Origin of the sequence: Flavobacterium sp. CYK-55, assembly GCF_018413465.1 — a bacterium.
In the GTDB taxonomy this organism is placed as follows: domain Bacteria; phylum Bacteroidota; class Bacteroidia; order Flavobacteriales; family Flavobacteriaceae; genus Flavobacterium.
This window is the reverse complement of the sequence record NZ_JAHCDK010000002.1, coordinates 152,826-178,100: the sequence shown is the minus strand read 5'-3', so window position 1 is coordinate 178,100 and position 25,275 is coordinate 152,826. Positions and strand designations below refer to the sequence as shown.

The following is a 25,275-nucleotide window of genomic DNA, read 5'->3' as shown; positions in this document are numbered from 1 at the left end:
TTTTTGTTGGCTTGGATTTTTAGCAGTGAAACTTAACCGATGAAATTTAAAAGCACCCGGCCCAAGCAACAAAGCCGAGTGCTTACCTTAAGCATAACCAACTTATTTGAGTGGACAGTTGTGTTTTTTCCATTTTCCTCCCCCGATGAATAAACCAAAATGAAGTGTGAAGTAGTTGTTATTTTGGCTGCCTAAGGTACTGCCGTCTTTTGATTGAATTTTTGTTTTTGGAATCAGATGATAGCTCGCTCCCAATCTGAACTTTCCTGTTTCAAACCCGAATCGAAGCATCGCGCCCCATTTTCCAACACGGTCAAGATGGTCAAAATCATTGAGCGAAGTGCCGGATTCGGCTTGTGCATTAATCATACTGAAATATCCTAAACCGGCTCCTACAAAAGGAATCGTATTTGTGCCCAAACGATTGAAGTAATAATCAGAGGTGCCAAGAATAGAAGTGTAAACAGTGGTGCGTTCTTCTTTAGGTGCGTTTTTGACCGATGAGTCTATTTCTTTAACGGCAAAGCCATTTGATAACCTAAGCCCTAAACTCATATTTGAAGCAAGGTTATATTTAGGTTCAAAGTCAATAGCCATGCCTAAGCCGCCTGGCGAAGGGAATAACAAATCCAAGTTGATATCGGTTCGAAATTTTCCTTTTGTTTGCGCGTGAGCCGTTATGAAAAATAGCGTTAAGGTTATAAATATGATCTTTTTCATGTTGATTTTATTGATTTGTTTGACCGCCTTTTTGATACCAATTCACGATGACTTGAATTTGCTCTGCTGTTAAACTGTCTTCTTGCGGCATTCTTCGATTGCTTGGACTCACTGGGTCAGCAACTGATTTTTTGATGATTTCACTTTGATTGCAAATGTCTTGATCAGAATCTAGTTTTATCGGACGACCGGCCCAAGTTCCGTTTGAGGCATGACAGGAAAGGCATTTTTCGGCGACGATTGTTTTTACCGCCGGATAATATTTCTGTTGATTGGTATTTTGAGATTTGTTGTTGGAGCATGAAATCACAACAACCGCAAAAAGCGTGATGAATAACGGAGCTGTTTTCATTTTTATTTGGACAATTTAGATAGCAATAAGAGAATGTTTTCAATGACCAATTCAGGTTCTTCGAGTTGAATATAATGCCCGGAATTTACGGTGGCAATGTGGGTAAAATCCGAAAGCCCGTTGCCTAATTGTTCGTGGGCCTGATACCATTGCTCGCGGGTTGCTCCGTTGAGCAAATCTGATTGCTGACTGCTAGGGTCATCTTTCATGCTCGTTAAAGCAACCACCGGAACATTGGGTAATTGTGGCAACAAGGCACCGTAGGCAATGTCTTCTGCGAGTTCACGTGCTTCCAGAGTACCGCCAAAGTCAGCTCCGAATTGCGTGTACATTGCTTGATAAATATAGTCTTCAACTGCCGGATTATTGTATCCTTCATGCATAGAATCTACAAACAACAGCGCTGCTACTTTTGTTGGGTTTTTAATGGCGTAATCGCGAACAATCATACCTCCTAACGAATGTCCAACCAATATGACTTTTCGACCTTGTGCCTTTTGACTGATTACTTGTTCGAGCTCGCTGCGCAATCTGTCAATATTGCGCGGATTGTTATTCTGGCCTGAATGTTCATAACCGGCTCGGTCATACAGTAAGATATCTGAACCTAAAGCTTGAGCCAGTTCGTTTACTTCTTGTGAAGTTCCCGACGGATTCCACGATAAATGACCATCGCCTAAACCCGATTCAAAGACCACCAAATACTTGCTTTTGTGATTTATTTGATAAGTTCTGAGCTTATGCGTTCCTAAATCAACGTCAGTTTCAGAATATGGATTAGCGGTCGAACTATTTTCTTTTGAACAAGAAACAGTACAAAAGGCAATAAAAAAGTAGAATGTTTTTGGAATAAGCCTCCGAGTAAAAGCCTGCGGAAGAATTTTTGTCAGCATGATTTTTAAGTTTGTAATTCGCCGCAAAAGTGTGTTATTACTGCTTTGCGAACGTTCTAACTTATCAATCCGAACTTCATTTTATTTGTGTTGTACCGTTTTTTTGTAATCTGATGGAGTTTGTCCGGTAACTTTTTTAAAAGTGGTGTTGAAAACAGTTTTTGAATTGAACCCAACTTCGTATGCGATTCCCAATAAACTTAAGTGATTCATTCCGGAGTCGCTCATGAGTCTTTGCGCTTCTTCAATTCGGTATCTGTTGACCAGTTGATAAAAGTTTTCTCCAAACCCGTTGTTAATGACATATGATAACAAATGCGGGCTGATTTTTAATTGTTGCGCCAAGCGAACCAAGCTCAGTTCGGCTTCAAGAAATGGCTTTTCGGTTTCCATTAAATCAATCAGCGATGTTTTGAAATTATCCAACTGCTCATCCGGAATCAATTTCTTTTTAAACGTTTCGGTAGGTTCATTTTCTGTAATAAGATTTTCGATTTCCTTTTGTTCTTCGGCCTTATACGGATAAATTTCTCTCTGCTTCAACGCATGATAACCCATAAAACAAATACTCATAAAGGTTGAAACACTCGATATAGTACTATATAGAGTTGAGTGTTCAGAAAGTTGAAACGCGATATCGAGCATCCATAAAGTAGCTATAAACAATACGCAAAAACTCACTTGTTGAAGCCATTTTAAATCAAAAACATCGGTATTTGATGTGTATAAGACAAGACTTTTTTGGTATTTATTGATGATTACAACAGATTTCAGACAATAAAAAACAATGTAAAAACAAAAGCAAATGATAAAAATGACGGTACTGATAGTAACCATTTCAGGTTGCGGTTTCGACACCGGCTCAGGGTCAACCCAGTGACTTAAAATCAAAAGAATCAGTATCAGCATTGGAAATAAAAAATGCAGATTGTCTCTTTTTTTCCATTGACGCTTAGGTTTGACATAATAAACAATGCTCAAATAAAAAATCGGCGCTACTACAAAATTTGAAAGCCCGATAAAGTCATTTAAGAATGTCCAGTTTTTATCCAAACCAATCCTAGCAAGCGGAGCGTCAAGCTGAATGAGAAAAATACAGAAGATAAAACCCGCAAACCAATAACTGGCTTTGATATTGGCGCGTTGCATATTGGCCAAAATCAAAAATGATAAGAAGAACGTTGGGCCAATGAATAAGGCTTCAAGTGTTGGGTTCATGATTGAATATCTCGCGAGCCGTTAGTATAAAAAAACTCAAGATGGTTACAAAAGTAAACATCCCTTGAGATAAAATAAAAAGCCTCAGAATTACCGAGGCTTTTTGTTTACATAATCTTCACCACAATCGGCAAAGTATAACTCGTCCGAACGTTTTGACCTTTGAGCAAGCCGGGTGCCCATTTGGTTTTGAGCGATTCCAAAACCCTCAAGGCTTCTTGGCCCATGCCATAACCGGGATCACGCAATACGCGAATGTTGCTCATGCTTCCGTCTTTTTCAATAACAAATGAAACCATCACGCGATACATTTGAGGCTCATCGAGGTCTGGGTTTTTGTAGTTGCGCCCAATAAACTGATAAAACTTTTCAATACCACCCGGAAATTCAGGTTGTTTGTCTAGTTCCATCGTGTTTCTGATGGTTGTGTCCGGAACATCTATTATAGGTGTGTTGTTGGCAGTTCCGGTGACGAGCTGAGTTGCGTCAGTGGTTGATGAACCGGTTGAATTGGTGACTGTAGTATTGACAACAGGTTCTGTCGGGCTCGCTTGTGGCGCATGCACAATTTCAGGATTTAACCAAGATTCGTGAGCTGTGGGTTCTGTCTTTTGGGTGACAGAAGTTTTTACCTGTTCTTGTGGTAAATCAATAGGCTTTGGGTATTGGTCTATTTGGATAATTCGATCAAGAGTTTCGGGTAAAGCAATTGGTTCATTATGATGATTCAATAAATGAGACAGCAAATACACACAAGAAACGCCGCTAAGCAGTGCCAATCCACTCAAAAAAGCAATAAGGGTAATTCGGTCACTTTGCTGACGCAACTGATAAGCACCGTAGGTTTTGTTTTTTTCTTCAAAAACAAGGTCAATCCAACCTTTTTGGTAAATACTCAACTTTGACATAATAAATAGTTTTTAGTGGTTTAAGTATTTACTGGTTCATAGGCGGAAGTATTTTAGGGTTATCGTTATTCGTATAATTAAACTAAACGAATTAATTGTTTTGCGTTGTGATGGGCAACTCAGATACTTGAAAAATATGTTTGTTGAACTCATGTGCCGAATCTGGCTCAAAACTCGAGGCCAAAAGCGGAATAGTGAGCAACATGGCCACTAGTGATAACACTAAACAGAAGGCCAATAAAGTGGTTTCATTATTCAGGGCACGCCACTGAATAGAGCAGGTGGATTCATCTTTATCTTCAAAAAATGAACTTACCCTTGGGTGAGAAAACGGGTTTAAGCGAAACATGATAGCAATTTTTGGTTAGGTAGAATTTACCTCATAAACATTTCTTTATGCAGTAAACGGCTACACTTTAGCCGATATTGTCAGAAATAAAAAATTTAACACTTTCAGGATTGTTAGTGTTTATTTAAGATAATTTCTGCCAATAGTTTTTTGGCTCTTAAAAGCTTAATTTTAATGTTGTTGAGGGGTTCGCTCAATTGATCGGCTATTTCTTGATAGCTCAATTCTTGAAAGTAACGAAGCTGAATTACTTCTTGATAGTGTGGTTTGAGCTCTTTGATACAACTGAGTAAGTTTGATAAATTTTGCTCGGTAATAATCTTGTCTTCAGCTGAAGGAGCGGTATCAGCTATATTGTAGGCTCTAAAATCATCTTCGTTTGAAAAGTCAACAGACAACGATGATTTGCGTTTGCGCAACATATCAATATGTACATTTTTAGCAATCGCAATGAGCCAAGTGTTGAATTGAAAATCCGGATTATACGTGTGAATTTTATCAAAAGCCTTGGCAAAGGTTTCAATGACAATGTCTTCGGTATCGGTCTCGTTCTCAGTACGTTTGAGCATAAAACCATATACCTCGTTCCAATAATGGTCAAGCAAATAAGTAAAAGCAGCTTGATCACCTTTCTTGGCCAGTTCTATGTTTTTGTTTACTTCCAATGAACAGGTGGTTTTGATACTGTATTGGTCAACATCACATTGAGTTGTACCGCAACCAAGATAATTTCGATAAACGGAAACCAATACATTACATCTTTTTCGCGCAGTTTTCCGGCAGCGAGCCCGAGGGTAATCCACGAGAATAAATATCTAAATCCAACGATGCCCAAAACAATCATCCACTGAAACTGAAAAGCCAACAATATGGTGGACAATATCAAAAACAACAGTTGCGAAAAGTAAAATAAGCCCAACTGAAATTTATCCGATGATTTATAATATTGTGCTGTTGATACGTGTCGGCGTTTTTGCGTAAACCATTCTTTGAACGATATTTTTGGCATTGAATAGGTAAAACTATCGGGCGAATAACAAATCGTTGTGTTGCTTCCTTTGGCCGCTTGGTTGATGAACAAATCGTCGTCACCCGAGCGGATTTTCATGTGATCAATAAATCCGTTTACTTTAAAAAACTCTTCTCGTTTATATGCCAAGTTTCGGCCCACGCCCATATAAGGACGTCCGGCTTTGGCCCATGAGAAATACTGAACTGCTGTGAGTAGAGTTTCAAAGCGAATCAATTTATTCAAAAACGAACCTGAGATTTTTTCATAAGCGCCATAACCCAAAACAATCGTTTTTTCAGCGGTAAATTGTGAGCTCATCTCGCGAATCCAATCTTTTGAAGTTGGGTAACAATCGGCATCGGTAAAAAGTAAATACTCTTTTTTAGCGGCTTTGATGCCCAAAGTCAACGCAAATTTTTTGTTGCCCCAAAAGGCTTCGTTGTTTTCAACTTTTACCAAACGAACTTTGTCATATCGTTTTTCAAATTCTTCAAAAATCTCCAAAGTATTGTCGCTTGAAGCATCGTCAATCAAAATGATTTCGTAATCCGGATAATCTTGCTCGGCCAAAATCGGAACAAACTTGGTTACGTTTTCTTCTTCGTTTTTAGCGCAAACAATCACTGAAATGGGCACTTTCTTCGGATTGCTGCCCTGCCATTTTACATAGGCAAACTTTCCGAAAATAATTACATAATACAGAAACTGAATGACTACTACACCAATAAAAGCAAAAAATAAAACGGTTAACATAAACAACTACTGCTTTTTAAAAACGTGTGCAAAGGTATGAATTCCAGCCGGAAATGAAAACCAAGTTTTGAACAGTTTTTCGATTGTTTGTTAGGGCAGCATTTTCCCGCTGTCCATACAAGCGCTTGGCCTAAATCGGGGTTTTGCTCGGTCTTGTCGGGGCTTCTGAGGTCGCCCGCCAACAACGGCAAAACCACCGCTTGAGTCGGCAGCGGCTTTTTATTTCCATCGGGGCTGCGGGGCGTGTACATTAAATATGAATTCAAATACTTTGTCAGTGTTGGCATTTAATAAGTAATTGCCTCTAATTAGCTCAAAACGAATTGCTTTATCTTTAACTTGTTTATCTTTAATCTTCCCAAGATTCTAATCTAAAATCCTCTATGAAAAAGTACTGCTTTATTTTTTTATTCCTCCTAAGTGCAAATATGTATGCCCAGCGTTGGTTTTCTATCAACGATTCTACTCATTATGAATTAAACAATACCAAGATTACTGTTGGCCGAACAAAAGTGTATCACAATGTCCAAGATCAACTATCGCTCATTCGCGATTTTGCCATTACAGACCAGCCCAATTATTACATCCGCGATTTTGATTTTATAGATATTGACAGTTGGTTTGTTTTGGTTGGCAGCCGATATATTGGTGCGTCAACGCAACTTTACCGCACAGATGATTCCGGAAACACTTGGCAACTCATCACGCCAGTTATGCCGGTAATCAGCAACTTAACCGATGATACAGCCGACAGCATCAACCAAATTCAAATCATCAATCAGCGCATTTATTTGTTTGACAATTATTATCAGTCACGAGTGGTTTATTCTGATGACGACGGTTTGAATTGGACTTTGTGGTTTGGCTCTATGTGGAGTCATTGGTATCAAATTTATACTTGCAACGACAGCCTGTATATTCACGGTTTGCCGGGCGATGGTTTTCGCGCTTATATGACCCAAATTCCCGATTCATATCTGAATGCTACCAACATTGAAACGGTGGTTCCGATAGGCGGCTGTCACAACGGAAATACTTCGGGTTGCTATTATGCCCTGGCGAATATTTCTACTCCTGAAATTTACAGTCATTTTAAAAATCTTTTTGAAACGAGTATTTGCCCGAATTTAGGCGTTGGCAATATGGTAAAAGAGAAAATGGAGTTGGTTCCGAATCCGACCGAGGGTTGGGTTGAAGTAAAAGGAGTAGACGTTTCTAAGTCAATGCAAATGAGCGTTTTTAATACTTTGGGGCAAAAAGTTTTGGTAGCTGAAGGAGCGTCCATGATTGATTTGAGTGGTTTGGTGCGTGGGGTTTATTGGGTGAAGATGTCTCTGAATGGGCTAGTTTGGGTTGAGCAGGTGGTAAGGTGGTAGGTTTTGGTTGTTGATTTTTTGTTTCGTAGGTCAATTGCTTCACAACTCAATTACTCCGTAACGTCGTGTAGTCTTAGGTGAATATTGCCGAACAGCGTATACTCTTTTAAGATAAAATTTTACGTGAAAGCATTCATAAAGCATATAAAATCAAGTAATTGTGTTTTATGCGCTGTTGTTAGAAGCCCCTTCGCTTGTAGATTTCGATTTTCCTCGGCGTAACTTTTTAGTTTTTAAAAATAATTTGAATGAAACGATTGGAAGTTCAAACTGTTTTTTGATTTGTTAAAACGTGTCATTTTTTTTGAAAAATAAAAAATGACACAACTTTTGTGTCAAAATAAAATTTTTAAAAAAATTGACACAAAGTTGTTGCAAGTCGTTTTTTTATTTCTGAATTGCAACAGTAGTTGTTGCAAATTGGTTTTTAGATAAAAATTGTAACAAGATATTTTGATTGGTTTTCGGGAAATAATTTCGAATTTGAGTTTCGATTTGCGCGTTGTTTTGGGTTTCCAACAACTTAACTGCTGGCGCAATTCAATTGCTTCGCAACTCAACTGCTTGAGAGGTTTCGTTTTTTTTAAAGCTTTGATTTTGGATTTTTGTAAAGATTTTAACTCAACTGTTGGCGCGGTTTAATTGCTTCGCAACTCAACTGCTTGCGCAATTTCGTTTTTTTATGCTGCACTGCTTCGCAGTTACGCAGGCTTTTTTTTAACCTAAGTTTTGGAATGGCAGGATTACTGGCGTGATCCTGAGTGTGGGGTGTCGATTCAGAAAATCTGCCGTTTCTGGCGAAACGGTGATTTTTTTATTTCTCCAAAACCTCAAGCGAGCTTGGGTTTTGTTTTAATAAAAAAATCCTTGCTTGAAAAAGCAAGGATTTTCTGTCGGGGTGGCAGGATTCGAACCTGCGACCTCCTGGTCCCAAACCAGGCGCGATGACCGGGCTACGCTACACCCCGAAGCGGCTGCAAATATAGAATTAAATTATTTCTGACAAAAGGTTTTATCTAAATAAATAAAAATTATTTTAAAATTGATTTTTAGGATTTTCAAAGTAAGTATTCTACTTAATAAATTTTACATTTGCGCACCTAAATTTCAATTTTAAAAGCACTGATATGTCAGAATCTATAGAAAAAGTAAAATGCCTGATTATAGGCTCAGGTCCTGCGGGTTATACCGCGGCCATATATGCTGCACGCGCCAACATGTACCCGGTTTTGTACCAAGGTTCACAACCCGGCGGTCAGCTCACAACCACCAATGAAGTTGAGAATTTTCCGGGTTATCCTGACGGTGTTACCGGCCCTGAAATGATGGTGCAATTGCAACAACAAGCCCAACGTTTTGGTACCGATGTGCGCGACGGATGGATCACGAAGGTTGATTTTTCTGGTCCGATTCACAAAGTTTGGGTCAATGAAACGCAAGAAATCCACTGTCAGACGGTGATTATTTCAACAGGCGCTTCGGCTAAATATTTAGGATTACCTTCAGAGCAACATTATTTGCAAATGGGCGGAGGCGTTTCGGCTTGTGCGGTTTGCGACGGTTTCTTTTATCGCAACCAAGAAGTGGTGATTGTAGGTGCGGGTGATTCAGCTTGTGAAGAAGCGCATTATTTGTCAAAACTGTGCAAAAAAGTAACTATGCTCGTGCGTACCGATAAATTCAGAGCCTCACGCATCATGGAAGAACGCGTGCGCAAAACCGAAAATATTGATATTTTACTCAACACTTCAACTGTTGAGGTTTTGGGCGATGGTCAAGTAGTAAACGCTGTAAAAGTAAAAAACAATGCTACAGGTGCTGAGCAAGAAATTCCGGCAACCGGGTTTTTTGTAGCCATTGGTCACCAACCCAATACAGGTATTTTTAAAGATTATATAAAACTTGATGAAACCGGATATATAATTAATGTACCGGGCAGTTCTAAAACCAATGTTCCGGGTGTTTTTGTGGCCGGTGATGCCGCTGATCATGTATATCGTCAGGCGATTACTGCTGCCGGAACCGGTTGTATGGCGGCTTTGGATGCCGAGCGTTACTTGGCTGCTTTAGAAGGATAAACAAGTATATAACTTCAAGATATGAAAATGGGTTTTGTTTCGGCGGAACCCTTTTTTTGTTTTGACAGATGATGTTCAGCGATACGTGAGCGCCCAGGATGGCAGCGAAAAGCATTCGCGCACAAACCTTATTGAATACCGGCTGAAAAACGCGACTTTAGAAGCGCTTTTAAAGCCCAGTATGAAAAAGGTTTGGGAAGAATCTTGCAGCGAACAGCCGGAAAAGGCGCCCAGAAATAAATGGAATTAGTTATTGGTTTTCAGTTGTTGGTTACACGAAACTTTCAACTAAACTTTTTAAACATACTCAACTTTTTACACCTAAAAAACCACTTATTTGATTGGTTTTTTTCTTAAAACAGCGTTGTCTAAAAAGTTTTTGATTTCGATTTTTTGTTCGCCGTATAAGTCAACTTCTGATTTTCCTTTGGCGTCGAGGATGAGTTTGGTGCCGACATTGATGCTGCAATCAGCAAAGCCTTCGGCAACGAGTTCGGTATTTTTGGTGCTGAGTTTGGCGCCGATAAATTCTGAGTCATTGTCCATGCGCAGTCTAAAATCAATCACATCGCCCTCGATTTCGGCTTTGGTTTTTTGATACATGTCAAACTTCATTTGCGTGGCCGCAATAAGCGCTTTGATGTGGGCGTTTTTGCTGAGTTCAATGCTGGCGTCTTCTGACTTTAAATTGAGCTCGGTTTTAGATTTTTCGTCGGCCAGCAAATTGAATTTTTTGGCGTTGACATTGGCATACAAACGCACATTGTCGTGAATCTTGAAGGTAAAATGCGGTAAATTCAAATCGGCCAACGCAGTAATATTGGCATCGCCTTTGGCCGTGAGCATTTTGAATTGATCGGTATAAGTAACGCGCACCGAATACTTTTTAGCGCTTGATATCTGACGATTGGTAGATAGTCTGAGCGTATTTCCGGCTGAAACTACATCAATGGTTTGGTGCAGATTGTCATCGGCCTCGATTTCAACGCTTGATTTGTCGCCTTTGATCAAGAAGATTTCAAGATTGTCATCAACTTCAACGTTCTCGAATTCTTCAATTTCTTTTTGGGTGATGGTGACTATTTTAGAACCTTTTAATTTTTCTTTTTGCTGACCCAAAGCAACGGTACTGAACAGAAACAAAAGGCTGACTATTTTTTTCATGGTGTAAATTTTTTCAAAGATAAAAAAACATCCCAATTTTTGGTTGGGATGTTTCGGCTTGTTTGTTTAGTTGTCAACTTTCTTGACATTGTCATCGGGCACGCGATCAATTAAGTAATTATACGGGTCAATGCCTGCCTGATACGGTTTTACTTTCGTGAAAAACTGGAAAGTATTGTCTTTTTTCGTGATTTTAATGCGCTGATAAACCAGAGGTTTTCCGAGATTTTTATCATCGGTGGGTTCTGCAAAAACGCCCACATCAATATAATCAGCCACCGGAATTTTGGTTTCTTTTCCTTTGGCATTGGCACGGAATTTCTCGCAGGAAACCTTGAGTGTTACTTGATAGCCATCTTTGGTTTTCTCACTGCTGGCTTCGAGCATTCGGTTAGAGAACAGCGTGATGTTTTCAAACAAATCGCCAATGAGATATTGCAAATGCGGCGGGGTTACTTTTTTGAATTCATTGACCGCATCAATAGAAGTCGGGAACGGCGGTTTTTGATAACCGTATTGCGCAATTAAGTTTTTCATGGCTTGGTTGACTTGCTTTTCGCCAATCATTTCTTTGAGATAATACAAAACTACGCTGGCTTTGTTGTAGTGAATGTATTGTTGTTCTTCGGTTTTCATAATCGGGTTTTCGGCTTCAGATTCTGAGCTTCGTCCGTTGAGATAATCGTCCATTTCATACTCGAGGAACTTTTTCATCTTATCGCGACCGTATTCTTTTTCCATCACCATCAGCGCTGAATATTGCGCAAAACCTTCGCTCATCATTTCACTGCCTTGCATATTGGCTCCACAAACCTGATGCGCCCAATATTGATGGCCCATTTCATGCGCTACTACATAAAACACCATATCAACGGCATTTTGATCCACTTCGCGCAAATCGGTGATAAAGCCAATTGATTCGCTATATGGCATTGTGCCCGGAAAAGCCTGCGCAAATGATTCATACCTTGGAAACTCAATAATGCGACATTGCTTGTGCATATATGGCCCGAAGTTTTGGGTGTAATATTCTAAAGAACGTTGCATGCTTTTGAGCATATTCTCAACGTTGTACTTGTGCGCTGCGTCGTAATAAACTTCTAAACTGATGCCGTTCCAGTTGCGTTTGGCGACTTGGTATTTGGCACTGATAAACGAATAAAAATTCAACGATTTGTGGTCAAGCTGATACGTAAAATATTTGCGGTTGTTTTGGCTCCAACTTTTGATGAGCGAACCCGGTGCGACAGCAATTTGATCGGCTGAAGTTGAAATAGTCGTGCGTACATCAACCCAATCAGAATCGGTACTAACGTAGGTATTTCCGCGCGCTTTTAGATTATTTTCATCGAGTTTTGCCATGCGCTGGCGCACCGGAAGTTTGAGTTTGGCACGCTTGTTTTTGTTGCTGATTTCATAGTTACGGTCATAGCCAATACCGGGCATAAAATCAGCATTGTTAAAGAACGTACCGTTTTGGGTAAGTTTGGTAAAACTGACTTCGTTTTCAAAGCCCGGACTTTCTTTTTTAAATGATATAATCACCTGAATTGAATCTTGAGGCATGAGCGGTTTTTTGAGCTCATAAATCTGATAATGCAATTCTTGATCGTTTGATTTGAGCTGGGCTCCGTTTATTTTTACCGAATAGTTTTTTGCAATGTCCGGCAAAGTCAAATGCAAGCTGGAAATGGGTTGCTGAGTTCGGTTTTGCGCCCAAGCAATCGCCTGAATTTGCACGGCGCGATCTTCTGGGAACAAATCAATTGTGTAATCAAATTTGTAAAATCTCGGTTGCACAAGGTTTTCGTATTTTTTGTATTTTTTTTCATACGAAACCCTTTTGTTTTCAGATTCTTTTGAAGTTTCGTAGGTGTTGAGCACTTTGGTATTGTAATACACATAGCCTGCGCAAAGTCCGAACATTATTACCGTTACCAAAGATAAAGCGCTGTGTTTTTTAAAATAGTCACGAGCATTTTGCCAACGTTGGCTGATTTGTTCTTCTTTGCCTCGGATGTAAAACCCAACTATCACCAAGCAAAGCAATGCGCAAAATAAACCCCAATACAAACTGAATCCGATGATGCCCGGCACAAACGGACCAAATCCGTTCATGTCAGAATATTCAATGTTTGGCATATGACCGAAGGCGAGCATGTTGGAATTGAGTTCGAGTAAACTCCAAATAAATGAATTCACAATCGTAAAGGCAATGAAGCTAAACCATGCGATATAACGGTTGTTGATCAGATAATGAAACAACAACGACAAAACCACCAAAAATGATAGTTTAATCATGCGAATCACCAACAATGATTTGAAGTAAACATCCAATTCAAAGTGGGTGTATCCGTTCAAAGTTTGTGTAATCATAGCCAAAATAATCGCGAACAAATACACGAGTGCAATTGAAAACATAATCGCAATTACCTTTGAAACAAACAACATAGTGGTTTTGACCGGAGTGGCATCTTGAATTTCATTGATTTTGGCATCGCGTTCTTTCCAAACCAGCATTCCGGTATAAAAAGCAATGAATCCGTACATAAACATGGTGTAGGCATCCACGATATTATCAACCATCAAATAGGTTACGGTGTAGCGCTTGGTGCCAAAATGATCTTCGAGTTCAGTAAAATTGACAATGAGCAAAATCAGTCCGATGAGCACCAATGAAACATACACCGGATTTTTGATGATGGCTTTGCTTTCGATTTTAATCAAAGCCCAAAGCGTTTTGAATGAAAATTGTCCGGCCGAAGTAGGTAAAAATATTTGCTGAGATAGTGTAGGAGCCGCTTCAGCCTTTTTAATTTTGGCTACTTTAACTGCTTTTTCGTTTTTGGTATTGAATGAAAATCGGCGATAAATCAGCACTAAAATCAATAAACTGATGGCTAGCCAAACCAAGCGATTCATGAGTAAATCACCGGTGAGTGTTACTACAGTATGATTTTTTTCGTCGGCGGTAAAATATTTGGTCAGTGTATCATACGGACGAATCCCAAACGGATCGACTAAGTTGGCAAGCCATTCGGTGTGGATGTTATCGCTGTAAGAACTGGATACTATATACAGAACGAGCATCAGCATCGAACCGACAAATGATACAATTGAATTGCGGAATAATATCGCCAAAGCAAATATCAAAACACCGCTGATGATCACATTCGGAATAGCAAAATTAATAAGCCCGAATAAGTGTGCTGACCAATAAATCTCGCCAAAACGCTCTGCCGGAGCCATGTCAAAAATAGGAGCTAGTAGCGGTGCCAACAAGGTTCCGATAGAAATACCCAAAGCAGGAATCACTGATACAATGGCTGCTCCGATGAATTTACCAAAAAAGTAATCGCTCTTTTTGATGGGTGATGAAAAAATAAACGCGTGCATATCATATTCAAAATCGCGGTTGGCCGTAGCATTCATAAACGCAGTGGTCATGAGTAAACACACAATAGACATGATTTCGTAGTAATTCTGAATCTGATAAGGCGCATTTTTGAACATACTGCCCGCCACGCCGCCAATCACGACATTGTCAGAAGCCGTTGCAAAAAACGTAAAAAGCGCATAAATAAACATGAAAATCCAGATCATTGGGGTTTTGATCCAGTAATTGAGTTCGTACCGTATAAACTTCCACATAATACTTGAGATGAACGGTTAAACTAATTCGTTGAGTTGAGCAAAAAACACATCTTCAAGATTCTCTTCGGCTTTGGTAAATCCGGCCTCGGGCGCGCTTTCGGCAAATACGTGAATGAGTGGTTGCCCGCCCACGAGTTTGTTTGAGATCACTTTGAAATCTTTTTGATAAGCGGCCAATTCGTCTTTAGAAACTCTTTTTTCCCAAACTTTGCCCTTGATTTGATCGAGCGCCTCGTCAGTGTTTCCGCTAAAAAGCACGCGTCCTTTATCCATAATGGCCATTTGCGTACACAATTCGCGCACATCTTGCACAATGTGTGTGGAGAGAATCACGATGACGTTTTCGCCAATTTCGCTCAGAATGTTGTAAAATCTATTGCGCTCACCCGGATCAAGGCCCGCGGTGGGTTCGTCTACAATCACCAATTGCGGTTGGCCAATCAAACATTGCGCAATGCCAAAACGTTGACGCATGCCTCCGCTAAAACTTTTGACCGCTTTTTTGCGGTGTTCCCACAAATTAACTTTGAGCAAAAGTTGTTCAATCATTTGATGGCGCTCAGATTTTTGATTGAAACCTTTGAGCAAAGCCAAATGTTCTAAAAGTTCAAAAGCCGATGTTCGTGGGTAAACGCCAAATTCTTGCGGCAAATAACCCAGAACTTTTCGCACGGCTTCTTTGTTGTTGAGCACATCAATATCGCCCAATTGAGCCGAGCCGCTGTCTGCATCTTGCAAAGTGGCCAAGGTACGCATGAGCGATGATTTTCCGGCGCCGTTCGGGCCGAGTAAGCCAAACATTCCTTTTGAAATGGTTAGGTTGACATCGTTGAGCGCATGAACTCCGTTAGCATATTTTTTATTGAGGTTTTTGATTTGTAGTTCCATTTTGGTCAGTGTTAATTTGGTTCAATTAGTAGCAGTGTTTTGTTTCTTGTTACCGCTGTGGGTTTCGGATGATTTTTAAAGAATAATTTTTTGTAATTATCTAATACGAAAATGAATTTTTGGTTTTTTTTACTGAGGATGATCCAGCTGTCTATGAGTGTTTTAGGGTGTTTTTTTTCGTTTTTCCGAAAGCAGTTACTGATGAATTTAAAGTTTCGATTGTCTACTAAAAACGGAATCGTATAGGTGGCATAAACAAATGGCAATCGTTCAATTTTGGGAGAACGATAATCTGAGTAATGTTTGACGATGAGTTCATTTCCGGCTCTGAGGTATAGAAAAAGCTCCATGGCTGATAAATAATTTCCTGATTTATCTTCGAATAAAATGCCTTTGTGCACATCAATCGCAATCCATTTCTGTTGCGCAGTAGAATAAATTTCGTTAAACGAATGCCCAAATTGAGTTTGATACAATTGGTCAACGCAACCCCATTCTTTGACCGAAATATCATTCATTAGACAAAACAAATTAAACATTTTTGAAAAGTCAGAGCAAACTCCACCCTGACCGTTGAGCATTTTTTTTAAGGTTGTTTCAGGAGACAATCCAATAGCCGGCCCAGGCTTTGTATTGCTGCGCAGATATTGACCAATTTGTTTGGCTTTTTCGAGTTCATCAGCTTGAGGTTGCAGGTTTATTTGTGGGTTGATTTTATAAAAAAACTCTGGAATAATCGATATATCATTGAATTGATCAAATCGGGCTAAATCATCTGAGTAAACCTTCGGACCGTTTTTAGAAATGAGCGCATATCTGGTAATATATAGCCAAGGATGACGCAACATTTTTTTCTTGATTTTATTCAGAAATTTCATTTTTTGATTTTATTTAAGCAACTAAAATAAAGTTTTTACCCAAGTAAAATTCAAAAAAAACCACCTGCTTTAAACAGATGGCTTTGATGTTTTATGGCAACAGATTAGTTGCTGTCAACACTTCCGCCTGAACTAGCTTTTTTATCTAAGTTTTTAGGTGTGTTGTGATAGTTGATGTTGGCACCGCTCGAGGCATCAGCTTTGAGGTTTTCTAACGGATAAACTGCAGTTGAACTTCCGCTGGAGGCTTCAGAGATAATGTTGTTTGCCATGAGTTCTTGGGCTTCAATATTGCTTCCGCTGGATGATTGTGTTTCAACTTTAAGCGCTTTTCCTTTGACTTTAATGGTGCTTCCGGAACTGGTTTGTATGGACACATTTTCAGCCTCAATTTGCAATTTCATTTCACCGGCAGAACTTGTAACCAAATCAAGATTGTTGTTTTTAATCAAACTCAAACTTTTAACGGTCGCGCCTGAACTAGCTTGAATACTGGTAATTACAGGCAGTTTGACGATGATTTTTTTTGATTCGGCACGTCGGATGTTCGCATCACAACTAATGCTCAAAATGCCATTGTTGATATCCGTAGCAATATGGTTTTGCAAATTCTTATCGGCAATGACCGTAATTGATTTTTGTGTCGATTGCTCAATTTCTAAATCCAAACCTTGTCCGACTTCAATACCTGTAAATGGCGTATCGTTGTTGCGATTTTCAGTGACTACGTTTCCGTCGCCTTTGATGCTGTTGCCCCATTCTACATCCATTTTACATGAAGTGAGTATGGCTGATAATGCCACAGCGCTGAGTATTCTGAAAGTTGTTTTCATCCTATTCTGTTTTGATGGTGATGCCGTTTTCATTGACTTTGACAGCTTTGATTTTTTTGGTTTCTCCGGTTTCTTTTTCGGATTTTTCTTTTTTGATCAAAATACCGTTTTTGTTGATTTCAATTGAACCGGTGATGCTGTCTTGATCGGCAGGTAAATCATCCCATTCGTCTTCATCAGCCGGACAGTTGGTACAGATGACTTTATCAGCTTCAACTTTGTATAAATATTGATCAGAACTAAAGTGCAAGTTGAAATATTCATCGTCAGATTCGTCATAATCTTGTACGCTTTTATCAGCTTTAAAAAGAGTTCCGGCCGGTAAGTATAAATAGACATCCACACGTTGGTCGCGGAATTTATTTTTAAAATCAGTCAACCAATAATTGTCAAGAATGAGTTTGTTCCCCTCAAATTTATAGTTGTATTTGATATCATCAGCCGTTTTCTTAGCTTTTGAAAGCGTTGCTCCTTTGGCTTTTTTCTCAATTTGTACATACGGAACTTTTTCGTCTGTTTTTTCAATATGCAAGTTGACATTGCCTGAGTAAATCACTTTGGTATCAGTAGAATCTTCTGTAATTTGGAATCCGCGCGATTCATATTCGTCGTGATTTGAGAAATAATCGCTTGATTTAAACTTGATGTACAACGTATCTTGCGGTTGCAAAGCGATGCGCTCTTTTTTAACTTGACGACCGTCGATGGCAAACTCAGTAGCGTTTCTGATGCCGAGTGAAATCAATATGGCAATGGCAATAAGCCACAAAGCAAGCAAAGTATATTTACCAATATTTCCCATTGATTTCATGTTTGGCGCCAATAGTTTGAATCCGAGCAACAGCAAAAAGAAAAACGGAATACCGATGGCCAAGAAAATAATCAAGCCCAAAACCCAAACCGGATAGTCAGTAAAAACACCACGATCAACCAAATCTTGCCACGGAAAATCCATTGCGGCGCTGCTGCCAATGGTAAAGATGCCAATGAACAACATAATCAGTAAAGCCATGGATGAGATGATGAGCATGACACCAATAATTTTGGCGAAGATTTTTACGATGGTCATGAGCACATCGCTGGCGCTTCCGGTGAATTTATCTACTCCGTTTTTGACTTGGTTACCCATTTTGTCATAAGGCGCATTTTTGATTTTGTCAGAAACGGCTTCAAATTCTTCCTTTACTTTTTTTTCAATATTAGATATAGTAATGGGTTCTCCCTTCATCTCGAGTTTCTCAGAAGTAGTAACTGCTTCGGGCATCACAATCCAAAGAATGATATAGGCCAAGATTCCGGTTCCAAATCCGGCAATCACCATTACCACCAAGAAAATTCTGAGCCAAACGGCATCAATACCAAAATAATGACCCAATCCGGCAGCCACACCACCAATCATTCCAGTGTCTTTGTCGCGATACAGTTTTTTGTTGGCTCGGCCTTGAGCGTTGTTTGTGTAATAGGTATTTTGTTGGGTTGGTTCTCCGTCTGGTTCAATGCGATAATCTTCAGGTTGCCCCATAACCGCAATGATTTCATCGAGTTCTTTAAGGCTGATGACTTGCTTGTCGCTGCTGTGTTTTTCAGCTACCAATTCGGCAATACGCATTTCAATGTCTTTGATGATTTCGTCTTGTCCGTTTGAGTCAGATAAAGAGCGTTTGATGGCATCAAAATAACGACTGAGCTTTTGATATGCATCTTCATCAATGTGGAAGAACATACCGCCTAAGTTTATATTTACTGTTTTATTCATGACTTTTATTTTTGGTTTGTGATTATGTTCACGGCATCAGAAAGTTCAGTCCAAGTGCCGTTGAGTTCGTTTAAAAATGTTTTTCCTATTTCGGTGAGTCCGTAGTATTTACGCGGTGGCCCTGAGGTTGATTCTTCCCAACGATAGGTCAGTAATCCGTCGTTTTTGAGTCGGGTGAGCAACGGATACACCGTGCCTTCAACCACCAGCAGTTTTGCGTTTTTTAAGGTGTCGAGGATTTCTGAGGTATAAGCTTCTCTTTCTTTGAGTACTGAGAGAATGCAAAACTCAAGAACACCTTTGCGCATCTGGGCTTTTGTGTTTTCTATATTCATAATTCTTTACTTTTTAGGTTGGTGGTTCATTTTTTTGAACTTTTATTTTTCATTATAACCGATGAGTTGTTCGTGTTTCCATACCGAAGTTGTAAAGGCTTCTTCATTGAGTGAAACATCTACGGGCAAACCGCGGTAAGAAAGTTGCGCTTCTTCGGCAACAAAAGCATTTAATTTTTGAGGTGCTAATATATTGGTTTTAGAATATCCGTTGATTGATAAATCCATGCGGTCAGATTTGAAGTTTCCGGCTAAAAACAAACTGTTTCCGCTGGTGTTCACAGACATTTGATTGGCTTTTCCGCTGATGCTCGTTCGGGCATGTTTTTTTAAGTTTCCAACCACTGTTGGCGCATCAATACGACCGCTAAATGTGCTGCGGTCGGTAGCTGTTAGACGAACTTTTTCGGTAGCATTGATCATTCCTTTAAATTGAGCATTGTCGTTTAAATTAATTTTTAATTGATCTACAAACAAGGTTTCAATAACAGTAACCAAAGCTTGATGAGCTGCTTTGATTTCTTTCACTTCTGGATTGCTGACATATACTTTTACCGGCGTTTCTGATTCGCTGATGGTGTAGACTTGCAAGGTATTTTTGTTTACTTCAACCACGGTGTTTTTTAATAGTTCTGCATCAGCAGATTCAAAGGTTACTTTGGTTTGCGGATTTTGAACATACACCAGTTCAATATTTCCGTTGACATTGATTTTACTGAAATCAGAAATGTTTTTGACTTCGGTGTTTTGACCTTTTGCCAGCATTCCCAACAGGAATAACGTAAGCGTTGTAATGATTTTTAACATGATTCGTTTTTTGATTGATGATGATTAATGATTAATGATTGATGATGATTGAAACTCTGCTGTTTTATTTTAAAAAATGAATAGTCAATGGATATTTAAAGTCGTCGCCGTTGGCCGTTTTCACCGAAGCGTAAATGATTAAGAAAAACTCAGCAACCTGAAGCATAGCAAATACTAAAACCGCTACAATACCTACGGTTAACCATCCTGACACATCGCTAAAGTTGAAATCGGTCAGAGTGAAATCGCCGTCTTCAACACAAGCGTTAAAATGAGCGTGGTTAAAAAAAGTAACCAAAAAAATAGGCACGGCAATCAAAGCCAACACGCATGAATACATAAACATACTCAACTGAAAATTGATGGTTTGTTTGGCTTGTTGTTCGATATATTCAGATTTGTCTTTGTTAGCGCTCCAAATCACAATTGGAAAAATAAAGTTTCCAAACGGAATAAAATACTGAGTCAAAGTACTCAAGTTGATAAAAGCAGCTGTGTTATTTTGTTTTGTGGTTTCCATAATATTATAGAATGAATAGTAATTTCTTATGCAAATATATGTTCAAAAGACAATACCTTGTATCGCATAGTACTACAAATTAACAAAATATTAACAAATTAGAAATAGGTGAATGATGATACAAAAACACTATATTTACCAGTAAAACCAATGCTTATGGAGTTTTCTCCTTTCAGAATCAACAGTTTTTTATTTTTCAAATTGCCTTCAGCTTTCTGGTGTGGTGTGCGCTTAAAACAACTCGATGCCCAACAAGCTTTGGTGGTTGTTCGCCATCGCTGGATCAATCAAAATCCATTTAAATCCATGTATTTTGCCGTGCAAGCTATGGCCGCCGAATTATCTACGGGCGCTTTGGTCATGTACCATATTCAAAAAAGCGGTTACAATATATCTATGCTGGTCGCTTCAAATCAAAGTACGTTTACCAAAAAAGCTACCGGTCGTATACAATTTAAATGCGATGCTGGTCAACAAATTGCGCAAGCCATTGAACAAACCATCCAAACAGGTGAGGGCAGCACCGTGGTTTTACAATCCATCGGAACCAACCAACAAGGCGAACAAGTCTCAGTCATGCAATTTGAATGGACACTCAAAGTAAAATCTAACAAGCGTTAAAGCAAGCACAATTGTGACGTGTTTTTGGCTTTTACATTTTAATTTTGAAAACAAAAAATGAAAGTTCTACTCACAGGCGCCACAGGTTTAATAGGCTCAGCACTTACTGAACTTTTGCTGAGCAACGGGCATGAAGTTCATTATCTGACCACGCGAAGCAGTCAGCTCAAAAATCAACCGAATCTCAAAGGTTTTATCTGGAATCCGTCACAAGGAACTTACGATCGAAATGCCTTCATTGAGGTCGATGCCATTGTGCATTTGGCGGGTGCGTCTATTACTAAACCTTGGACCAAAAAGTATAAGTTTGAAATTCTCGAAAGCCGAATCAACGCAACCAATACCTTATATAAAGCCCTCAAAGAAGTTCCTCATCAAGTCACTCAATTCATTACAGCCTCGGGTATTGCTGTTTATCCCAACAGTTCTACTCAAATTTACACCGAAGATTTTGTGGGCGCAGCACCCGGATTTTTATCACATGTGGTCGAAAAATGGGAAGAAAGCGCCCAAAAATTCAAACAACTCAACTTACAAGTTTGCTGTATGCGCACCGGAGTGGTCTTGGCCAAAGATGCAGGCGCCTTACCGCAAATGCTCCAGCCAATCAAAATAGGTGTTGGTGCTGCCATTGGTTCGGGGCAACAACATATTTCCTGGATTCACCTCGATGATATAACTCGATTTTATCAGTCAGCGCTTGAACATAAATGGCAAGGTATTTACAATGCAGTAGCGCCCGAACCCGTGAGCAATGCTGTCTTAACGAGCAAAATAGCCGAACGACTAGACAAAAAAATCTGGTTGCCCAACATTCCGCAAAAAGTTATTGAAATACTTTTGGGTGAGCGCAGTATTTTAGTCACCGCAGATCAAATTGTCAAACCACAGCGCGCCCTTGACGCACATTTTCAGTATAAATTCCCTGATATTGACAGCGCACTCGGCAACTTAATACCATAAAAAAAGCCCCATTTTTCGGGGCTTTTTCACTATAAGTGGGTGAATTAATAATACTAAGCGCAGTGCTAACCTTCATTATTGAGAGTAACAAACTTAAAAAAAACGAAAACGTTATCGTCTTAAAAATCTATTAATTTTTCATTTTTAACATTTGGGCAGCTCTGCCCGCTTTTTGCTGCTATCTTTTGCTTTTTAAAGAACAAAGCAAAAGGATATTCGCTGCAATCGGGGCTGCACAGAAACAGCAGTTTTGCATAAAAATAACAACTAAAATCAATGACAATTTGGCATTATCAGTCAATTGGCAATACATTTGCAATGCGGGCGAAGCATTTTTCACCCAAAACTCAGAATAAAATAAACGCAAAATGACAACTGAAAACACCGAAAAAGAAATCATGAACGAAAATCCAGTGGCCGAAAACACCGAGTCAACAACAACTGAAACGGCTGTAGAACCCGCTGAAAGCCTAACGCCTGAGCAGAAACTCGAGGAAGAATTGGCACAAGAGAAAGACAAGTTTTTAAGACTTTTTGCTGAATTCGAAAATTACAAACGCCGTACAGCCAAAGAGCGTATTGATTTGTTTAAAACGGCCAATCAAGAAGTACTTCAGGCTTTATTGCCAGTCATTGATGACTTTGATCGCGCTTTAATTGAGATCAAAAAGACGGATAACGATGTTCTTTTACAAGGCGTTGCACTTATATATGACAAATTTACATCAACACTCAGCTCAAAAGGATTAGAAGTTGTGGCAGTACAAGCCGGCGATGCTTTTGATGCCGATTATGCCGAGGCTATTACGCAAATTCCGTCGCCATCGCCTGAACTCAAAGGCAAAATTGTTGATGTAATCGAAAAAGGATACAAACTCGGAGACAAAATTATCCGCTTTCCGAAAGTTGTGGTGGGTAATTAATTCAATCGCCCGCAAGGGATAATGTTTAAAAAGATGAAAAAAGATTTTTACGAAATATTAGGCGTTTCCAAAAATGCTTCTGAGGCCGAAATCAAAAAGGCTTACCGCAAAAAAGCCATTGAGTTCCATCCGGATAAAAACCCCGGAGACAAAGAAGCCGAAGAAAACTTCAAATTGGCGGCTGAAGCTTATGAAGTGCTCAGCGACAGTCAAAAACGCGCTCGATACGACCAATACGGTCACCAAGCTTTTGACGGAGCGGGTGGTTTTGGCGGTGGTCACCACATGAACATGGATGACATCTTCAGCCAATTTGGCGATATCTTTGGTGGTGCTTTTGGCGGATTTGGCGGATCATCCGGACAACGTCGCGTAGTTAAAGGCAGTAATTTGCGCATCAAAGTTAAACTCACTTTAGATGAAATTGCCAATGGTGTTGAGAAAAAAGTAAAAGTAAAACGCAAGGTTCAAGCGCCGGGTGTTAGTTATAAAACTTGCGCGACCTGTAACGGACAAGGTCAAGTAATGCGCGTAACCAATACTATTTTGGGGCGTATGCAAACTTCAACTACCTGTCCAACTTGTGGCGGTGCAGGCCAAATGATTGATAAAAAACCGGCCAACGCCGATGCACACGGAATGATCCTTGAAGACGAAACCGTATCCATCAAAATTCCGGCAGGTGTGGTTGATGGCATGCAACTCAAAGTTTCTAACAAAGGAAACGATGCTCCGGGCAACGGAATTCCGGGCGATTTAATCGTTGCTATAGAAGAAATCGAGCACGAATTTTTGAAAAGAGAAGGCGAAAACCTTCATTATGACCTATATATCAGTTTTTCTGAAGCTGCTTTGGGCGTCTCAAAAGACATCGATGCGGTGAGCGGAAAAGTCAGAATCAAGCTTGAAGAAGGCATACAATCCGGAAAAATTCTCCGCTTAAAAGGTAAGGGAATTCCAAGCTTAAACAGCTATGGCAGAGGAGATTTGCTCGTTCATGTGAATGTTTGGACACCCAAAGTACTCAACAAAGAACAACGCGAATTTTTTGAGAAAAATTTATCAAACGAACACTTCATTCCAAGCCCGGAAAAGTCTGATAAATCTTTTTTTGAAAAAGTTAAGGATATGTTTTCTTAGATTAAAAAATTATTATACTTTTGGAAAAATACTAGGCAACTAGTAATTTCTTTTTCATAGCAATTTTTCCCATCCTTATTGTCCAAATAAGGGTGGGTTTTTTTTTGTAACGAATCGTATTCAGAAATAACTAATTTCCTACTTTTACAAAAATCACTAACCACATGAGCAACATACTCGAGGTAGAAAAAGTGGTCAAGCAGTACGGCAATTATACAGCGCTTAACCACGTTTCACTTTCCATTCCGCAAGGAAGCATTTACGGACTTCTTGGTCCTAACGGAGCTGGTAAAACTTCTCTCATTCGCATCATCAATCAAATTACCTTGCCCGATAGCGGAAACGTTCTTTTTGACGGCGAAAAACTCCAGCCGCACCATGTGCAACACATTGGTTATTTGCCCGAAGAACGCGGCTTATACAAAACTATGAAAGTGGGCGAGCAGTGTTTGTATTTGGCACAACTCAAAGGATTGTCTAAAGCTGAGGCCACGGCCCAACTTAAATATTGGTTTGACAAGCTTGATATTCACGGTTGGTGGAACAAAAAAATTCAAGAGCTTTCTAAAGGAATGGCGCAAAAAATCCAGTTTGTGGTTTGTGTGTTGCACCGTCCGAAATTGCTCATTTTTGACGAACCGTTTTCGGGTTTTGATCCGGTAAATGCCAACATCATCAAAGACGAAATTCTTGAACTCAAGAAACAAGGTTCCACCATTATTTTCTCTACGCACCGAATGGAAAGCGTTGAAGAATTATGTGATCACATTGCGCTCATTCACAAATCAAACAAACTCATTGAAGGCAAACTCACCGATGTCAAAAAACAATACCGAACCAATAGTTTTGAAGTCGGAATCTTGACCGATAATGTCGAAGGTTTGATGTATGATATTACCCAAAAATTCACGGTCGGCTCAACCGATTTTAAATCGCTCAACGACGAACTCAAACTTCAGGTAGAACTCGGAAGCGCTCTGCCCAATGAACTTTTGAATTTGCTTACTCAGCGCGGGCAAGTCACACATTTTCTCGAGAAAATCCCGAGCGTGAATGATATTTTCATTCAAACGGTAAGTCAATAGATTGTAAGATTTTAAGACTGTAAGATTTTAAGATATTTTGAAATAGATA

General features: G+C 39.5%; 24 protein-coding genes and 1 tRNA gene. 7 read left to right on the top strand and 18 right to left on the bottom strand.

The genetic code is table 11. The features are described from left to right. Positions 1-102: 102 nt before the first annotated feature. From KIH23_RS03340 to KIH23_RS03305, 8 genes are all read right to left on the bottom strand, one after another. The gene (locus KIH23_RS03340) at positions 103-720 is read right to left on the bottom strand and encodes a hypothetical protein (RefSeq protein ID WP_213211253.1); all 618 of its coding nucleotides are present in this window, start codon (positions 718-720) and stop codon (positions 103-105) included. 7 nt (positions 721-727) lie between these two features. Further along, the gene (locus KIH23_RS03335; protein ID WP_213211252.1) at positions 728-1,072 is read right to left on the bottom strand and encodes a hypothetical protein; all 345 of its coding nucleotides are present in this window, start codon (positions 1,070-1,072) and stop codon (positions 728-730) included. A gap of 2 nt (positions 1,073-1,074) precedes the next feature. After that, the gene (locus tag KIH23_RS03330) at positions 1,075-1,965 is read right to left on the bottom strand and encodes an alpha/beta fold hydrolase (protein ID WP_213211251.1); all 891 of its coding nucleotides are present in this window, start codon (positions 1,963-1,965) and stop codon (positions 1,075-1,077) included. Positions 1,966-2,046: 81 nt separating this feature from the next. Continuing rightward, on the bottom strand, positions 2,047-3,183 hold the full coding sequence (locus tag KIH23_RS03325) for a helix-turn-helix domain-containing protein (protein WP_213211250.1): 1,137 nt from the start codon (positions 3,181-3,183) through the stop codon (positions 2,047-2,049). A gap of 107 nt (positions 3,184-3,290) precedes the next feature. Next, complete coding sequence (locus tag KIH23_RS03320) at positions 3,291-4,091, bottom strand: energy transducer TonB (RefSeq protein WP_213211249.1); 801 nt, start codon at positions 4,089-4,091, stop codon at positions 3,291-3,293. Positions 4,092-4,182: 91 nt separating this feature from the next. Further along, the gene (locus KIH23_RS03315) at positions 4,183-4,440 is read right to left on the bottom strand and encodes a hypothetical protein (protein WP_213211248.1); all 258 of its coding nucleotides are present in this window, start codon (positions 4,438-4,440) and stop codon (positions 4,183-4,185) included. 113 nt (positions 4,441-4,553) lie between these two features. Continuing rightward, complete coding sequence (locus KIH23_RS03310) at positions 4,554-5,105, bottom strand: RNA polymerase sigma factor (RefSeq protein WP_213211247.1); 552 nt, start codon at positions 5,103-5,105, stop codon at positions 4,554-4,556. Beyond that, the gene (locus tag KIH23_RS03305; protein ID WP_213211246.1) at positions 5,096-6,205 is read right to left on the bottom strand and encodes a glycosyltransferase; all 1,110 of its coding nucleotides are present in this window, start codon (positions 6,203-6,205) and stop codon (positions 5,096-5,098) included. Before KIH23_RS03305 ends, KIH23_RS03310 begins: the two co-directional genes overlap by 10 nt. 383 nt (positions 6,206-6,588) lie before the next feature. Here KIH23_RS03305 and KIH23_RS03300 point away from each other — a divergent pair, with 383 nt between their 5' ends. Further along, positions 6,589-7,581: a T9SS type A sorting domain-containing protein gene (locus KIH23_RS03300; RefSeq protein ID WP_213211245.1), complete on the top strand. Its 993-nt coding sequence runs from the start codon at positions 6,589-6,591 to the stop codon at positions 7,579-7,581. A gap of 893 nt (positions 7,582-8,474) precedes the next feature. Here the strand turns inward: KIH23_RS03300 and KIH23_RS03295 are convergent. Then, positions 8,475-8,549: transfer RNA gene (locus KIH23_RS03295), tRNA-Pro, on the bottom strand. 159 nt (positions 8,550-8,708) lie between these two features. On the opposite strand from KIH23_RS03295, the gene trxB reads away from it, so the two are divergent. Beyond that, on the top strand, positions 8,709-9,659 hold the full coding sequence (trxB, locus tag KIH23_RS03290; protein WP_213211244.1) for a thioredoxin-disulfide reductase: 951 nt from the start codon (positions 8,709-8,711) through the stop codon (positions 9,657-9,659). 333 nt (positions 9,660-9,992) lie between these two features. Here the strand turns inward: trxB and KIH23_RS03285 are convergent, their stop codons facing one another. The 9 genes from KIH23_RS03285 to KIH23_RS03245 form a co-directional block, all read right to left on the bottom strand. After that, positions 9,993-10,823, bottom strand: coding sequence for a GIN domain-containing protein (locus KIH23_RS03285; RefSeq protein ID WP_213211243.1), 831 nt, complete (start codon positions 10,821-10,823; stop codon positions 9,993-9,995). Between the two features lie 66 nt (positions 10,824-10,889). Then, complete coding sequence (locus KIH23_RS03280) at positions 10,890-14,426, bottom strand: M1 family aminopeptidase (protein ID WP_213211242.1); 3,537 nt, start codon at positions 14,424-14,426, stop codon at positions 10,890-10,892. 66 nt (positions 14,427-14,492) lie between these two features. Further along, positions 14,493-15,365, bottom strand: coding sequence for an ABC transporter ATP-binding protein (locus KIH23_RS03275; RefSeq protein WP_213211241.1), 873 nt, complete (start codon positions 15,363-15,365; stop codon positions 14,493-14,495). Positions 15,366-15,376: 11 nt separating this feature from the next. Next, a complete protein-coding gene (locus tag KIH23_RS03270) occupies positions 15,377-16,243 on the bottom strand; it encodes a transglutaminase domain-containing protein (protein WP_213211240.1) in 867 nt (288 codons plus the stop codon). Between the two features lie 104 nt (positions 16,244-16,347). Next, positions 16,348-17,076: a head GIN domain-containing protein gene (locus tag KIH23_RS03265; protein WP_213211239.1), complete on the bottom strand. Its 729-nt coding sequence runs from the start codon at positions 17,074-17,076 to the stop codon at positions 16,348-16,350. Position 17,077: 1 nt separating this feature from the next. Further along, positions 17,078-18,832 (bottom strand): PspC domain-containing protein, encoded by a 1,755-nt coding sequence (locus KIH23_RS03260; protein ID WP_213211238.1) that lies wholly within the window; start codon positions 18,830-18,832, stop codon positions 17,078-17,080. Positions 18,833-18,837: 5 nt separating this feature from the next. Then, positions 18,838-19,167 (bottom strand): PadR family transcriptional regulator, encoded by a 330-nt coding sequence (locus KIH23_RS03255; protein WP_213211237.1) that lies wholly within the window; start codon positions 19,165-19,167, stop codon positions 18,838-18,840. A gap of 42 nt (positions 19,168-19,209) precedes the next feature. Continuing rightward, a complete protein-coding gene (locus tag KIH23_RS03250; protein WP_213211236.1) occupies positions 19,210-19,974 on the bottom strand; it encodes a GIN domain-containing protein in 765 nt (254 codons plus the stop codon). A gap of 64 nt (positions 19,975-20,038) precedes the next feature. Continuing rightward, complete coding sequence (locus KIH23_RS03245) at positions 20,039-20,494, bottom strand: DUF4870 domain-containing protein (RefSeq protein WP_213211235.1); 456 nt, start codon at positions 20,492-20,494, stop codon at positions 20,039-20,041. Positions 20,495-20,650: 156 nt separating this feature from the next. On the opposite strand from KIH23_RS03245, the gene KIH23_RS03240 reads away from it, so the two are divergent. The 5 genes from KIH23_RS03240 (at position 20,651) to KIH23_RS03220 (ending at position 25,226) form a co-directional block, all read left to right on the top strand. Then, positions 20,651-21,115: a DUF4442 domain-containing protein gene (locus KIH23_RS03240; protein ID WP_213211234.1), complete on the top strand. Its 465-nt coding sequence runs from the start codon at positions 20,651-20,653 to the stop codon at positions 21,113-21,115. A 57-nt stretch (positions 21,116-21,172) separates the two neighbouring features. Next, entirely contained in the window at positions 21,173-22,078 is a 906-nt protein-coding gene (locus tag KIH23_RS03235) for a TIGR01777 family oxidoreductase (RefSeq protein WP_213211233.1), read from the top strand. A 368-nt stretch (positions 22,079-22,446) separates the two neighbouring features. Beyond that, positions 22,447-23,001, top strand: coding sequence for a nucleotide exchange factor GrpE (locus KIH23_RS03230; RefSeq protein ID WP_213211232.1), 555 nt, complete (start codon positions 22,447-22,449; stop codon positions 22,999-23,001). 33 nt (positions 23,002-23,034) lie between these two features. Continuing rightward, complete coding sequence (gene dnaJ / locus KIH23_RS03225) at positions 23,035-24,141, top strand: molecular chaperone DnaJ (RefSeq protein ID WP_213211231.1); 1,107 nt, start codon at positions 23,035-23,037, stop codon at positions 24,139-24,141. A gap of 164 nt (positions 24,142-24,305) precedes the next feature. Further along, positions 24,306-25,226 (top strand): ABC transporter ATP-binding protein, encoded by a 921-nt coding sequence (locus KIH23_RS03220; protein WP_213211230.1) that lies wholly within the window; start codon positions 24,306-24,308, stop codon positions 25,224-25,226. Positions 25,227-25,275: the final 49 nt, after the last annotated feature.